This is a genomic window from Vibrio sp. QJM3NY_27 (assembly GCF_057785955.1).
In genome coordinates this window covers 2,562,478-2,575,438 of record NZ_CM173511.1, presented here as the reverse complement: position 1 = coordinate 2,575,438, position 12,961 = coordinate 2,562,478, and the positions used below count along the sequence as shown (strand labels likewise).

At 44.7% G+C, this 12,961-nt stretch carries 12 protein-coding genes and 1 tRNA gene; 8 read left to right on the top strand and 5 right to left on the bottom strand.

Annotation, left to right across the window (positions count from 1 at the left end; genetic code table 11):
* The first annotated feature begins 40 nt into the window (after positions 1-40).
* Positions 41-1,855, top strand: a complete 1,815-nt coding sequence (locus AC3CIA_RS11390) for a cation:proton antiporter (protein ID WP_488518141.1) — start codon at positions 41-43, stop codon at positions 1,853-1,855.
* A 170-nt stretch (positions 1,856-2,025) separates the two neighbouring features.
* Here AC3CIA_RS11390 and folD read toward each other — a convergent pair whose 3' ends face one another.
* The gene (folD, locus tag AC3CIA_RS11385) at positions 2,026-2,883 is read right to left on the bottom strand and encodes a bifunctional methylenetetrahydrofolate dehydrogenase/methenyltetrahydrofolate cyclohydrolase FolD (RefSeq protein WP_004734180.1); all 858 of its coding nucleotides are present in this window, start codon (positions 2,881-2,883) and stop codon (positions 2,026-2,028) included.
* 210 nt (positions 2,884-3,093) lie between these two features.
* On the opposite strand from folD, the gene AC3CIA_RS11380 reads away from it, so the two are divergent.
* Positions 3,094-3,170: transfer RNA gene (locus AC3CIA_RS11380), tRNA-Arg, on the top strand.
* A 113-nt stretch (positions 3,171-3,283) separates the two neighbouring features.
* On the opposite strand, the gene AC3CIA_RS11375 is transcribed toward AC3CIA_RS11380, so the two are convergent.
* Entirely contained in the window at positions 3,284-3,787 is a 504-nt protein-coding gene (locus AC3CIA_RS11375; protein WP_488518140.1) for a GNAT family N-acetyltransferase, read from the bottom strand.
* Between the two features lie 297 nt (positions 3,788-4,084).
* Between AC3CIA_RS11375 and aroC the strand changes: the two genes are divergently transcribed.
* On the top strand, positions 4,085-5,170 hold the full coding sequence (aroC, locus tag AC3CIA_RS11370) for a chorismate synthase (RefSeq protein WP_004734182.1): 1,086 nt from the start codon (positions 4,085-4,087) through the stop codon (positions 5,168-5,170).
* A gap of 108 nt (positions 5,171-5,278) precedes the next feature.
* Here aroC and AC3CIA_RS11365 read toward each other — a convergent pair whose 3' ends face one another.
* The gene (locus AC3CIA_RS11365) at positions 5,279-5,902 is read right to left on the bottom strand and encodes a trimeric intracellular cation channel family protein (RefSeq protein WP_108196203.1); all 624 of its coding nucleotides are present in this window, start codon (positions 5,900-5,902) and stop codon (positions 5,279-5,281) included.
* 299 nt (positions 5,903-6,201) lie between these two features.
* Here AC3CIA_RS11365 and AC3CIA_RS11360 point away from each other — a divergent pair, with 299 nt between their 5' ends.
* The 3 genes from AC3CIA_RS11360 (at position 6,202) to AC3CIA_RS11350 (ending at position 7,701) form a co-directional block, all read left to right on the top strand.
* Positions 6,202-6,732, top strand: a complete 531-nt coding sequence (locus AC3CIA_RS11360) for an elongation factor P hydroxylase (RefSeq protein ID WP_017079495.1) — start codon at positions 6,202-6,204, stop codon at positions 6,730-6,732.
* Positions 6,733-6,741: 9 nt separating this feature from the next.
* On the top strand, positions 6,742-7,005 hold the full coding sequence (locus AC3CIA_RS11355; protein ID WP_065204980.1) for a YfcL family protein: 264 nt from the start codon (positions 6,742-6,744) through the stop codon (positions 7,003-7,005).
* Between the two features lie 174 nt (positions 7,006-7,179).
* A complete protein-coding gene (locus AC3CIA_RS11350) occupies positions 7,180-7,701 on the top strand; it encodes an NADPH-dependent FMN reductase (protein WP_248389607.1) in 522 nt (173 codons plus the stop codon).
* A gap of 204 nt (positions 7,702-7,905) precedes the next feature.
* Here AC3CIA_RS11350 and mnmC read toward each other — a convergent pair whose 3' ends face one another.
* Positions 7,906-10,053, bottom strand: a complete 2,148-nt coding sequence (gene mnmC / locus AC3CIA_RS11345) for a bifunctional tRNA (5-methylaminomethyl-2-thiouridine)(34)-methyltransferase MnmC2/FAD-dependent 5-carboxymethylaminomethyl-2-thiouridine(34) oxidoreductase MnmC1 (protein WP_488518139.1) — start codon at positions 10,051-10,053, stop codon at positions 7,906-7,908.
* 56 nt (positions 10,054-10,109) lie between these two features.
* On the opposite strand from mnmC, the gene fabB reads away from it, so the two are divergent.
* Positions 10,110-11,321, top strand: coding sequence for a beta-ketoacyl-ACP synthase I (fabB, locus tag AC3CIA_RS11340; RefSeq protein WP_010436883.1), 1,212 nt, complete (start codon positions 10,110-10,112; stop codon positions 11,319-11,321).
* A 167-nt stretch (positions 11,322-11,488) separates the two neighbouring features.
* On the opposite strand, the gene AC3CIA_RS11335 is transcribed toward fabB, so the two are convergent.
* Entirely contained in the window at positions 11,489-11,776 is a 288-nt protein-coding gene (locus AC3CIA_RS11335) for a hypothetical protein (RefSeq protein WP_114633851.1), read from the bottom strand.
* A gap of 48 nt (positions 11,777-11,824) precedes the next feature.
* Between AC3CIA_RS11335 and AC3CIA_RS11330 the strand changes: the two genes are divergently transcribed.
* The gene (locus AC3CIA_RS11330) at positions 11,825-12,958 is read left to right on the top strand and encodes a 4-phosphoerythronate dehydrogenase (RefSeq protein ID WP_488518138.1); all 1,134 of its coding nucleotides are present in this window, start codon (positions 11,825-11,827) and stop codon (positions 12,956-12,958) included.
* The last annotated feature ends 3 nt before the right edge of the window (positions 12,959-12,961 follow it).

The window sequence follows — 12,961 nt, the reverse complement described above, 5'->3', positions numbered from 1 at the left end:
TTTGTACCACAGGGTGTGGTACAAATGTTTAGGGGCACAAATGGATTTGTCGATCACTTCTTCTTTGGCGTTAATTGGACTCTTGTCCTTGGCTTGCCAGCTACTTGGTTGGCGTTTGCGTCTTCCCGCTATTCTTCCTTTGCTTATCGTTGGCCTGCTATTAGGTCCCGGTCTCAACATCCTTAATCCTGATGCCATTTTTGGTGATGTACTGTTCCCGTTGATTTCATTAGGGGTCGCCATCATTTTGTTTGAAGGTGCATTGACTCTTAATTTCAAAGAAATCAGAGGCCATGGCCGCATGGTGACTCACTTAGTGAGTTTCGGCATGTTGATTACATGGGCGTGCATCGTGGTGGGGGCTTATTATTTTGTCGATTTCAGTTGGCCATTGGCGGCGTTGTTTGCTGCATTAGTCGTGGTGACCGGCCCAACGGTGATTGTTCCCATGCTGCGCAGCATTCAACCCAAATCTTCGCTAGGCAGTATCTTGCGCTGGGAAGGGATAGTGATTGACCCGATTGGCGCTCTGTTTGCCGTTCTCGTTTACGAATACATTGTCTCTTCAGCCGATCCTACAAGCCATGTTCTGTCGGCGTTGGGGCTGACTTTAGCCATTGGTTTGGGCTTAGGGATCATCGGTGGCTATTTGATTGCCAAGATGCTGCAAGGGCATTGGGTTCCGCACTATTTGCGTAACGTGGCGGTCCTGACATTAATGCTGGCGGCGTTCTCTTTTTCAAATGATCTGAGTGAAGAGTCCGGTTTATTAACCGTGACCATCATGGGTATCTGGCTCGCCAATGTGAAAGGCTTGGATCTCGAAGACATTATTGAATTCAAAGAAACCCTGACTGTGTTACTCATTTCTGCGTTGTTTATTCTGTTAGCGAGCAGGCTTGATTCAGGGACTTTCCTCTCGATAGGTTGGGGTGGTATTGGCTTATTAGCGGTCGTTATGCTGGTGGCTCGTCCTCTGAGTGTGTGGATCAGCGGGATCGGCACGGATCTTACTTCAGCCGATAAATGGTTTTTGAGCTGGATGGCGCCTCGCGGGATCGTAGCTGCCGCGGTTTCTTCTCTGTTTGCAATCAAGCTTCAAGAGAAGCAATTAATCGAAGGGGCGGATTTACTGGTGCCAATGGTGTTCTTGGTCATTATTGGTACGGTAGTGATTCAGAGCCTAACCGCGAGTTGGTGGGCTAGAAGGCTGGGTGTGACTCAAGAGAAGGCACAAGGGGTTATTTTCTTTGGTGCGACTCATTTTTCACGTCAGTTTGCCAAAGTGCTGGCGACACACAACATCAACAGTGTGCTTGCTGATACCAACTGGGAGAGCATTCGCTTAGCGCGCATGGACAACTTGAATGTCTATTTCGGTAATCCAGCTTCGAGCCATGCTGAAAATAACCTGGAATTGGATGGGATAGGGCGTGCCATGATTGTATCGCCTTATCGTCAAACCAACCCACTAGTCAGTATGCACTATCAAGATGAGTTTGGTGAGAATAAGGTGTTTGAACTTGAATCCTCAGAAAATAAACATGAAAGGCATCAGGTGAGCCGTGATGGCAATAGAAGCCTGTTTTCAGAAGGGGTTACCTATTCCAAACTTAACTCCTTGATGGCTCAAGGCAGCCAAATTAAGAGCACGGGTTTAACCGAGGCGTTTGACCTTAATGAGTTTAATGCCCTGTACCCTAAAGCGATTCCACTTGGCGTGATTAATGATGGTGATTTTCGCTTAGTGACACAAGGCTCTGAATTGGAAAAACTCATATCAACGGAGTGTCAGGTCATTAGTTTATTGCCGCCTTTGGGAGAGATTGAAGGTATTGATACTCCAGATAAGTAGTGAGTGCTCTGTATTTAAAGCGAGTCGCTTTGTATCAAAAATGAATAGCTCAGTATCAAAAAAGCCGCAACGTTTTCACGCTGCGGCTTTCTAATTTTGCTCTAGCTTATTTTACTCTAGGGCGAGGCAATTCATGCCACTGGTATTACTACCTAAGCTGTCATTGCCGACTATTTCGAGTGAAATTGCTCACAAGCGATCATTGTATTCTCGATTAGGCTCGCCACTGTCATTGGGCCTACACCACCCGGTACTGGTGTGATGAAGCTTGCGCTCTCTTTAGCCACATCGTATTCAACGTCGCCAACGAGCTTGCCAGATTCCAAACGGTTGATACCAACATCGACCACAACAGCACCTTTCTTAATCCAAGCACCAGGAATGAAGTTAGGCTTACCAACGGCAACCACAACAACGTCTGCTTGACGTACGTGACCTTCAAGGTCTTTGGTGAAGCGGTGGCATGTTGTTGTCGTACAACCTGCTAGAAGCAGTTCTAGAGTCATTGGGCGACCAACAATGTTTGATGCGCCTACAACAACCGCGTGCTTGCCGCGTAAATCGATGTTGTAACGGTCAAGCAGCGTGATGATGCCTTTAGGCGTACAAGAGCGTAGCTTAGGCATACGCTGAGCCAAACGGCCTACGTTGTATGGGTGGAAGCCATCAACGTCTTTTTCAGGTGTGATACGCTCAAGAACGTGAGTAGTATCGATACCAGCAGGCAAAGGCAGTTGAACTAGAATGCCATCAATCTCTGGGTCTTCGTTGAGTTGATCGACTAGCGTTAGCAATTCATGTTCGGTGGCAGTTGCTGGTAAATCAAAAGATTTCGAGACGAAACCAACTTCTTCACACGCTTTGCGTTTACTGCCAACGTAAACCTGAGATGCCGGGTCTTCACCCACTAAAACAACCGCTAGGCCCGGAGCACGCAATCCAGCTTGAGTACGAGCTTTTACACGTGCCGCTACTTCAGAGCGAACCGTTTGAGAAATTAGCTTTCCATCAATATTTTGAGCAGTCATGAATTTCCTTAGTATTGATATTCAAGTTAGTGGCTGATGTTTTGGCGCATTATTCCAGAAAATCTTTTTGATTACCATCAAGCAAACGTTTGCTTTGTTCTATTTTCCAACACTTATAATCTTATTGCCCTTTTTTTACTCACTTGGATCAGAATGTTAGATAAAGCCGTTGCTTTACTGATTCGAATTCGTATAATCCTTTCCTGTAGCGCGCCCTTAGCTCAGCTGGATAGAGCACCTCCCTTCTAAGGAGGTGGTCGAAGGTTCGAATCCTTCAGGGCGTACCACTATTTAAAGAAACCCGATAACTCTCTGAGTTGTCGGGTTTTTTGCATTTCAGAACGACTTAATCTTTCAATACCATGTTGTGTCTTTAGGTGTCTTTGTCTTTCAGTTTTTGCTAAACGGCAACGAGCTGTGGGGCATATCTAAGGCCTAGCATACTGCATCCATCTTCCAAGTAACGATCGGTCACTACGTCGAAGCCGAACTTACCATAATAGTCTTTAAGATGAGCTTGTGCCGAAATAAAAATTGAGCAATCAGGGTAAATCTTCCGAGTGGCATCAAAACTCACTTGCATGAGCTGGTTACCTATCTGTTTACCTCGGTATTCTTTCGCTACGATCACTCGCCCGATACAAACATCATCAGCATCAGAATCGAGCAAAGGGAGAACATCTACGGGGTATCCAAGCTTCTGAGCCATAATTCGGCTGTAAGCCACTAGGTGTCCGTTCTCATAACCCATGATGTGATAGGTCTCTGGATGGTTATCTTTGCCGTCTAGGTCACTATAGGGTGTGTTCATATCCACGATAAAAATATCGACTCTTTGCTGTAAGAAATCATAGAGCTCTTGAACAGACAGGTCCGCAAATTTTTTAACTTTCCACTCGATCATCACTTTTCTCCTAATTATTTTGGGCTACAACATAGAGAGTATTCAAACCGAGTTCATTAACCTTTGTTAACTGGACATGAAACTATTCAAAATCACCACTTTAAAGCGCCACTCATTTTCCCTCGTTATTCATTTCATTCGGCTTATGTAATAGAAAGTTAAAATTGTTCGTTTTTTGGGGTTTACATCATTTAGTAATAAAGCCACTATGAATTCACGAAGAATAGACAAGTAAAGCTATTAGCTGGTTGGTTTAGGAATCAAACCTTCTGATTGATGGCTGATTTAGAGGAAGTAATGGCAGGAAACAGTATCGGACAACATTTCCGCGTGACTACGTTCGGAGAAAGTCACGGTATCGCACTAGGATGTATCGTAGATGGGTGCCCACCAGGATTAGAAATTACCGAAGCAGACCTTCAAAGAGATTTGGATCGTCGTCGCCCAGGTACTTCTCGTTATACAACGGCTCGCCGTGAAGCGGATGAAGTGAAAATCTTATCAGGTGTATTTGAAGGCCAAACTACGGGTACTTCTATTGGTCTATTGATTGAAAATACAGACCAACGCTCTAAAGACTATTCCGAAATTAAAGACAAGTTCCGTCCTGGCCACGCTGATTATACCTATCATCAAAAGTACGGTGTGCGTGATTACCGAGGTGGCGGTCGCTCTTCTGCTCGTGAAACTGCAATGCGTGTTGCGGCAGGTGCAATTGCGAAGAAATACCTGAAACAAGAATTTGGTGTTGAAATCCAAGCTTACCTTTCTCAAATGGGCGATATCTCAATTGATAAAGTGGATTGGAATGAGATCGAAAACAACGCGTTCTTTTGTCCAGATGCCGACAAAGTTCCTGAGTTTGACCAACTGATTCGTGACCTGCTAAAAGAAGGCAACTCGATCGGTGCGAAGATTCAAGTGGTTGCGACTAAAGTGCCTGTAGGCCTTGGTGAGCCAATATTTGATCGTTTAGATGCTGACATTGCTCACGCTCTAATGAGCATTAATGCGGTGAAAGGTGTTGAGATTGGTGATGGCTTTGATGTCGTTAATCAACGCGGTAGTGAACACCGTGATCCATTAACTCCAGAAGGCTTCAGCAGCAACCATGCTGGCGGTATCTTGGGCGGTATTTCTACTGGCCAAGATATTGTGGCGAGCATTGCGCTTAAACCAACATCAAGCATTACTGTTCCTGGTGACACGATCACTAAAGACGGTGAAGCAACGCAGTTAATCACTAAAGGTCGTCACGATCCATGTGTGGGTATCCGTGCGGTGCCTATTGCTGAAGCGATGCTGGCTATCGTGCTGCTTGATCACTTGCTACGTCACCGTGGTCAAAACTTTGGTGTGACAACAGAAACGCCAAAAATCTAGTTCTGCTTCGTTTTATTCAAAACAGATTTGAAACTGATTTGATAGAAACCAAAAAGGGTTGCTTCGTAATGAAGCAACCCTTTTTATATTCTGCGTAATTGAGAATATCTAATGCACAGAGCTTTCCGGATCAAGCTGGAATGAAGGCAAGCGCCATTTGAATCTTACGGCCGCCATACGCAGCAAGTAACCAACCACAAGCGTAACAATCGTTGCGGTTACGTCGTTAACGCCAAGCTCAAGCAAACCTAGGTATAAACCTGAAGCGACAAGGGCGACAGATGCATACAGCTCTTCATGCAGAACCAATGGTGTTTGACGGCAGATAAGATCGCGCAACAGGCCACCGAACACGCCAGTTACCAAGGCAGACACCATACAGATCATTGGGTGCAGACCCATGGTCATCGCGACTTTAGTGCCAATGATACTGAACACGATAAGACCTAGAGCATCTAAACGAATGAACAAGCCTTTTAGCTTGATTACCCATTTAGCCAGTCCTGTTGTGATAACACCCGCGATACAGGTGATCGCCAGATATTGTGGGTTTTCAACCCAACCTAAAGGGTAATGGCCGAGTAAGATATCTCGTACTGTACCGCCGCCAATTGCCGTTGCACTTGCAACCAACATTACACCAAACCAATCCATTTTTTGTTTGCCAGCGCTGAGAGCGCCGGTCATGGCTTCTGCCGTGATGCCAATGATATACAAAACACTTAGTAGCATTGCTGTAGCTCTATAATTTAGGTCTATAAATTGGAGTCTTATAGGCCATAGGGATATAAAAATGAAGCGCGAGTGTAGTAGTAAAAACGCTGATTGACGAATGAATATTTGTACCGTGAATAGGCATTTCAGATTAGCTAAACTAATCATTCACCTCAAAATGGTGTAATCTGGGATCAGCAATCGATTGTCATCGTAAAGTATTATGATGAACCTAATGTCATTGCCAATGATAGGGCTTTACCGAGCGCTTAAAAAAACGCAAAATGCCCCAGTTCTTTTTATTTAAATTTGATCTTATGACACACCAATACCCAGATATCATCGACATTTTCAATCAAACCTTTTTCGAGAGCTTTAATACCAAGCTAGAACTGGGAGCGGACGAGCCTATTTACCTGCCAGCCGATGGGGAGGTTTCTCATCACCGTATCGTATTTGCTCGCGGTTTTTACGCGTCAGCACTTCACGAGATAGCACACTGGTGTGTGGCTGGTCCTGAGCGTCGTTTATTGGAAGATTTTGGTTACTGGTATGAGCCTGATGGCCGAACTGAGTCGGTTCAAGCTGAGTTTGAAAAAGTAGAAATTCGCCCACAAGCGTATGAATGGATCATTGCGACCAGTGCAGGCTTTCCTTTTAATGTCAGCTGTGACAATCTACACGGCGATTTTGAGCCAGATCGTTTGGCCTTTATGAATAAAGTACACAGCGAAGTCATGGGTATCTTTGAAGCTGGTCTTCCGCCTCGCGTGAAAATGCTCTCTGAAGCATTACGCAGTTTCTATGATGTTGCACCTTTATGTACTAGCCAATTTATTGTGAAATAAGAGAATATTATGATTATCGAATTTGAAGAAAAACTACTTGAAGTAATTGATGCTCGCATTGAAAACGCATCAGACGATGAACTGTTTGCTGGTGGTTACTTACGTGGTCATATTTCTCTTTCAGTGGCTTCATGTGAAGAAGACGGCATTGAAGACGTAGCAGAAGTTAAAGCACGCATCGAGAAGAGCCTAGATGACGCGCGTTCTGAATTGACGCCAGCCGATCGCACGATCGTTAATGACCTTTGGGTTGAGCTGCAAAGCCAAGCTTAATTTTATTCGTCTAGCGTTATTCGCTCATAACTCTCCCTCCTCATTTTTGAGCGAATCAATAATTTGAGACTCATTCGAATTTTTTGAATGAGTCCGTTCATTTCTTGTGATGGTTCCATTTTCTGACTACGTTATTCTAATCCCACTTAACAGAATCACAGAAAAGGTCACATCATGAAAGTTATCGCATTCGGCGCAAGCACCAGCTCTACCTCTATCAACAAAACTCTAGCAACTTACGCAGCTAACTTGATTGAAGGTGCTGAAGTTAAAGTCCTAGACATCAACGATTACAATGTTCCTATGTTCAGTGAAGACACTGAAAAAGAGATTGGCCAAGCGGAAGGTGCTCAAGCATTCTTGCGTGACTTAGCAGAAGCGGACGCATTTGTTATCTCTTTCGCAGAGCACAACGGTCATTATCCAGCAGCGTACAAAAACCTATTTGACTGGGCGACACGCATTGAGCGTTCAGTATTTGGTGAGAAACCTGCGGTTTACTTAGCGACATCTCCGGGCCCAGGTGGTGCACAGACGGTACTTGGCGCAGCAACAGGCTCAGCGCCATACTTTGGCGGTAACGTTAAAGCATCGCTTTCAGTACCTAGCTTCTACGATAACTTTGATTTTGAGTCAGGTTCAATCAGCAATGAAGAGATTGCCGCTCAAATTAAAGACGCGATTGCGAAGCTGTAAAAGCGGAAAGTAAAGCGAATAGCTGCTAAGTAGCCAGCTGATGTAAAGTTACGAGCCGCTGCAAAGTAACGTACTGCTCTAGAATAAGAAGCAGCGACGTAAACAAGATTGAAAAAACAAAGCCCGAGCATTGAGATATGCTCGGGCTTTTTGTTTGGGTTGTACTAACACTTATTTGAATATTTAGACCTAGTCTAGAATCGACTAGTCCGTACTGGCTTGTTTCGTTGAAACCCAACCTTCTGTTAACGCTTTGCCTTTGCGTAATCTTCTAATCCACATTCGACTTGGATGAATGGCTTCGAGCACATCAACCGGAAGAGGTAGAGGATCGCCACAAATTTGTGAGGCTAAGACTTCTGCTAAAAGAGGGGTCGAGCTCAAACCACGTGAGCCTAAACCAATAAAACAGAACAAGTTCGGATAGCTGGTAACAGGTTCGATACCGTCGATAGCATCACGCTGCGGATTAAAGTTGTGCAGATTCTGATATTGCTCTTTGATGGATTCAAAATCGCCAACATTACCGACGAATGGTAGGTGATCTCGACTCACGCTACGGATACCTTGGCGTGCTAAGTTACCACTAGTATCGACATCTTTGGTCCACGCTTGTTCTGGTAGCGACCCGTGTAAACGCTCGCCATTGTGCTGTTGCACTTCGCTATCAAACTCTTGATCGATATTGGTTTTATCGTAATTCGCGCCAATACAATGGTGCCCGTTATTTGGGTTTTGTGGCGTTAAGTAGCCATCAAAACACAACACTGTTTTTAGCTGGCTGAGATTTTCTGTAGTCGGGATATGACTCACTTGCCCTTTAACTGGCGTCAGAGGTACGGGACGAGTTTGTTCAAATTGAGTGAACTTGTGTCCATTCGCGACAACCACTTGGTCGTGCTTAGTTTGAATTTCACCTTGAGGTGTATCAATCGTTAGTAGCCATTGTTGCTCTGCTTCTAACCACTCAAGTTGTGTCACTTGGTGTTGATAGTGCGCGCTTACTTGGTTGATCTCTTCTAACTTACCAATCAAACCTTGAGTAAGCTGAAGAGGGCTTAACCAACCACCCAGTGGGAAGTAAACACTCTCTTTATCAACCGGTAAGCCAATCTTTTCGTTCGCTTGTTCGGGCGTTAAGCGCTGAATCAAGTCTGTGTGGAAATTGCCTTCCAACATGCGGTTGAGCTTTTTAGTTGAGCCCTCATCCCACATCAAAATATTCACGCCACACCAGCTGTGATCAAAGTTTACTGATTGTGCTGCTTGACTAATAAATTGGCGGGCAAACAATAAGCCCGGACCAAATATTCTTGAAACATTAGATGTCGCTTCGCTGAGTAGCGGATAAATGGCACCTTGATTGTTGCCAGAGGCATTTCCAGCGGCTTGTTGGTGTTCACAATAAAGGGTGATGTTTTTACCACGTCGGCTTAACGTTTTTGCAAGCGCAGCGCTGGCAACACCACCACCGATAATGGCGATATCTTGTGAATTACTGTGTTGAGCTAGGCCATACCAAGGTTTAATGTTGGTGTGAGCGTGCTTCTCATCAAGTCGGCCGGCAATCATTTCCCGCTTAGTACCAAAGCCTTTAACTTTTTTCATCGCAAAGCCAGCTTCGATTAAACCGCGGCGAACAAAACCGGCAGCGGTAAACGTTGCACAACCGCAATCTTGTTTTGCCAATTTGGCCATTCCGTTGAATAGGTTTTGATTCCACATTTCTGGGTTCTTACTCGGTGCAAAGCCATCTAAGAACCAAGCGTCAACCAAACCTTCCTGCGGGGTCGGCACGTTTGGCATACAATCTTTAATATCACCAAACCATAAATCGAGTGTGATCGCGCCATCGCCCAAAACAATACGGTGACACTCAGGCAGAGCAATCGGATAGTGTTCTTGGAGTTGCGTCGCGTACTGGGCTAATTCTGGCCAAGATTGGTGCGCTTTGATCAGATCATCTTTATTTAAAGGATATTTTTCAAAACTGATGAAATGTAACTCTTTGGTCATCGCTTGTGGGTTATCTTTAAGAAAAGCATCGAACCATTGCCAGACTGCGAGAAAGTTTAAACCTGTACCAAAACCGGTTTCAGCAATCACAAAACGGCGTTGTTGATGTTCAACCCAACGCTCTGGAAGGTGGTTTTGTTTTAAAAAGACGTAGCGAGTTTCTTCTAAACCGTTAACATTAGAGAAGTAAACGTCGTCAAATTGGTCTGAAACTGGCGTGCCAGACTCATTCCATTCCAGTTCTGCATTAGTAATTGAAGTCATAAAATCTATCATTTTGTGATTTGAAGCGATATGTTGGTAGGGATTGTACGAATTTCTAGGAAAGCTGACCACTTTTGTTAGGCTTCTTAGTTATCATCTAGCTGAATTTAGAATTATAGGAATGTCACATGAAACGAGTCGTAATCACCGGTATGGGTATTGTTTCAAGTATCGGTAACAACGTCGAAGAAGTTTTAGCATCACTGAAAGAGGGTAAATCAGGTATTACCGCTTCAGAGCAGTTCAAGGAAAATGGCTTGCGCTCTCAAGTTTGGGGTAACCTGAAAATGAACCCTGCTGACCATATCGATCGCAAAAAAATGCGCTTTATGGGTGATGCAGCGGCATTCGCTTATCTTTCAATGGAGCAAGCAATTGCTGACTCTGGCTTAACTGAAGATCAAGTATCTAATGACCGCACAGGTATCGTTGCGGGTTCAGGTGGTGCTTCATCTCTAAACCAAGTTAACGCTGTAGACATCATCCGTGAAAAAGGCGTTAAGCGCGTTGGTCCATACATGGTTCCTCGTACAATGGCTTCTACGGTTTCTGCTTGTCTAGCAACTCCTTTCAAAATCCGTGGTGTGAACTACTCTATGAGTTCTGCATGTGCAACATCGGCACACTGTATTGGTCACGCAATGGAGCTTATCCAACTGGGTAAACAAGACGTTGTATTCGCTGGTGGCGGTGAAGAACTGGATTGGTCTCTGACTATGATGTTCGACGCAATGGGCGCACTTTCTACTAAGTACAACGACACTCCAGAATTGGCTTCTCGTACCTACGATGCAGACCGTGACGGTTTCGTTATCTCTGGTGGCGGCGGCATGCTAGTTATCGAAGAACTTGAGCACGCTGTTGCTCGTGGCGCAAAAATCTACGGCGAGATCGTGGGTTACGGCGCAACTTCAGATGGTTACGACATGGTTGCTCCTTCTGGTGAAGGCGCGGTTCGTTGTATGAAGATGGCAATGCAAAACGTTGATGGCGTTGACTACGTAAACACTCACGGTACTTCAACTCCTGTTGGTGACGTTAAAGAACTTGGCGCAATCCAAGAAGTCTTTGGCGGTAACAGCCCTGCAATCTCAGCAACTAAAGCGATGACAGGTCACGCTCTAGGTGCGGCTGGTGTACACGAAGCAATTTACTCAACGCTAATGCTTGATAACGGCTTTATCGCACCAAGCATTAACGTTGCAAACCTAGACGAAGCTGGCGCAGGCCTAGACATCGTAACGGAGGCTCGTGAACAAGAGCTAACAACGGTTATGTCTAACAGCTTTGGTTTCGGCGGTACGAACGCAACGCTAGTAATCAAAAAATACCAAGGCTAATTGAAGCCAAGGTTAAATTAATAAAGGTTAATCGTTAATGGGTGACGTGAGTGCAGACTCAACACGCATAGGTTGCCCACTAACCATGACCAACAGAACAAAGCTTTTTAAATGTAGGTTTTATACGTGTTTTTTTGAACATGACTTTTTTAATCTGGGTTTAGAAATTAAAAGGTTTCCAGAGCTTGACCAGTAGTGACTTTGGTTAGTACTGGTTGAACAGACGCAAGACTCTGTCTCCTGGAGAGCGAGATAGGATCCTTTTGTTCTGGATGTTTGCCCGATTGTTTATTCAATCGGGCATTTTTCGTTTTAGTCTTCTGACTTTTGCTTTTTGATTTTAGGTATTGGTTCTTATTTCTGTTCTTGTTTGTGCAGACTAGGCGATTCAGCCCTTTATTTATAATGTATTCCAATTGCGACTCGACACCGTGTGTGGAATTTTGCACAATCATTTCAATTCACATTTAAGGTCGACAGACCCCAACGAAAGTACCTTCCCAATGAAAATCTTAATCGATGAAAATATGCCTTACGCTGAAGCGCTTTTTAGCCAACTAGGTGAAGTGACAATGAAGTCCGGTCGAACGCTAACCGCTGACGATCTTGTTGACGTAGATGCTCTGATGATTCGTTCGGTGACTAAGGTCAATGAAGCGCTGATCAGCAAAGCGAACAAGCTTAAGTTTGTTGGAACCGCAACGGCTGGTATGGATCACGTTGACCAAGCATTGATGAAAGAGCGTGGCATTTTCTTCACCGCAGCTCCTGGCTGTAACAAGGTGGGTGTTGCTGAGTACGCGTTCAGTGCGATGATGGTTCTTGCACAGCAGCAAGGTTTCTCTGTTTTCGATAAAACGGTCGGTATTATCGGTTGTGGTCAGGTAGGTAGCTACTTAGCGAAGTGCCTTGAAGGTATTGGTATCAAAGTTCTGCTGAACGATCCTCTAAAACAACAAGAGGGTGATACTCGTGAGTTTACTGAATTAGAGACACTGCTTGAGCAGTCAGACGTTATCACTCTACATACACCAATTACTAAAACGGGTGAGTTCCCAACGCATCACTTGATCAATAAGCAAGTGCTGAACAACTTACGTGCTGATCAAATTTTGATTAATGCAGCTCGTGGCCCAGTTGTTGATAACCAAGCGTTAAAAGCTCGCCTGCAAAAAGCCGATGGTTTTACTGCCGTTCTTGATGTGTTTGAGTTTGAACCTGAAGTCGATTTTGAGCTGCTTCCACTGCTTGCTTTTGCAACTCCTCACGTAGCGGGCTACGGTTTAGAGGGTAAAGCACGTGGTACCACGATGATCTTCAACAGTTATTGTGAGTTTTTAGGTACTGAACAGCGTGCTTATGCAAGCGATCTTCTGCCGACAGCCCCAGTACCTCAAATGAAATTAGATAGAGCTTGGGATGAAGCAACACTGCACAATTTGACTCAGTTGATCTATGATGTGCGCAAAGACGACGCCTTATTCCGTCGCAATATCTCTACGCCGGGTTCTTTTGACAAGATGCGTAAAGAATATTGGGACCGTAGAGAGTACAGTGCAGTCGAGTTAACGGGCGATGAATCTTGTAATTTAACGCCGTTATCTAAACTCGGTTTTATGGTAAAGCCAACTTTATAAAAG

Bases quoted from the DNA above. Each gene is read 5' to 3' on its own strand.
- fabB (WP_010436883.1), top strand. From the start codon at position 10,110: ATGAAACGAGTCGTAATCACCGGTATGGGTATTGTTTCAAGTATCGGT.
- AC3CIA_RS11330 (WP_488518138.1), top strand. From the start codon at position 11,825: ATGAAAATCTTAATCGATGAAAATATGCCTTACGCTGAAGCGCTTTTT.
- AC3CIA_RS11365 (WP_108196203.1), bottom strand. From the start codon at position 5,902: ATGCTACTAAGTGTTTTGTATATCATTGGCATCACGGCAGAAGCCATG.
- AC3CIA_RS11335 (WP_114633851.1), bottom strand. From the start codon at position 11,776: ATGATTGTGCAAAATTCCACACACGGTGTCGAGTCGCAATTGGAATAC.
- folD (WP_004734180.1), bottom strand. From the start codon at position 2,883: ATGACTGCTCAAAATATTGATGGAAAGCTAATTTCTCAAACGGTTCGC.
- AC3CIA_RS11360 (WP_017079495.1), top strand. From the start codon at position 6,202: ATGACACACCAATACCCAGATATCATCGACATTTTCAATCAAACCTTT.
- AC3CIA_RS11390 (WP_488518141.1), top strand. From the start codon at position 41: ATGGATTTGTCGATCACTTCTTCTTTGGCGTTAATTGGACTCTTGTCC.
- AC3CIA_RS11375 (WP_488518140.1), bottom strand. From the start codon at position 3,787: ATGATCGAGTGGAAAGTTAAAAAATTTGCGGACCTGTCTGTTCAAGAG.
- AC3CIA_RS11350 (WP_248389607.1), top strand. From the start codon at position 7,180: ATGAAAGTTATCGCATTCGGCGCAAGCACCAGCTCTACCTCTATCAAC.
- AC3CIA_RS11355 (WP_065204980.1), top strand. From the start codon at position 6,742: ATGATTATCGAATTTGAAGAAAAACTACTTGAAGTAATTGATGCTCGC.
- aroC (WP_004734182.1), top strand. From the start codon at position 4,085: ATGGCAGGAAACAGTATCGGACAACATTTCCGCGTGACTACGTTCGGA.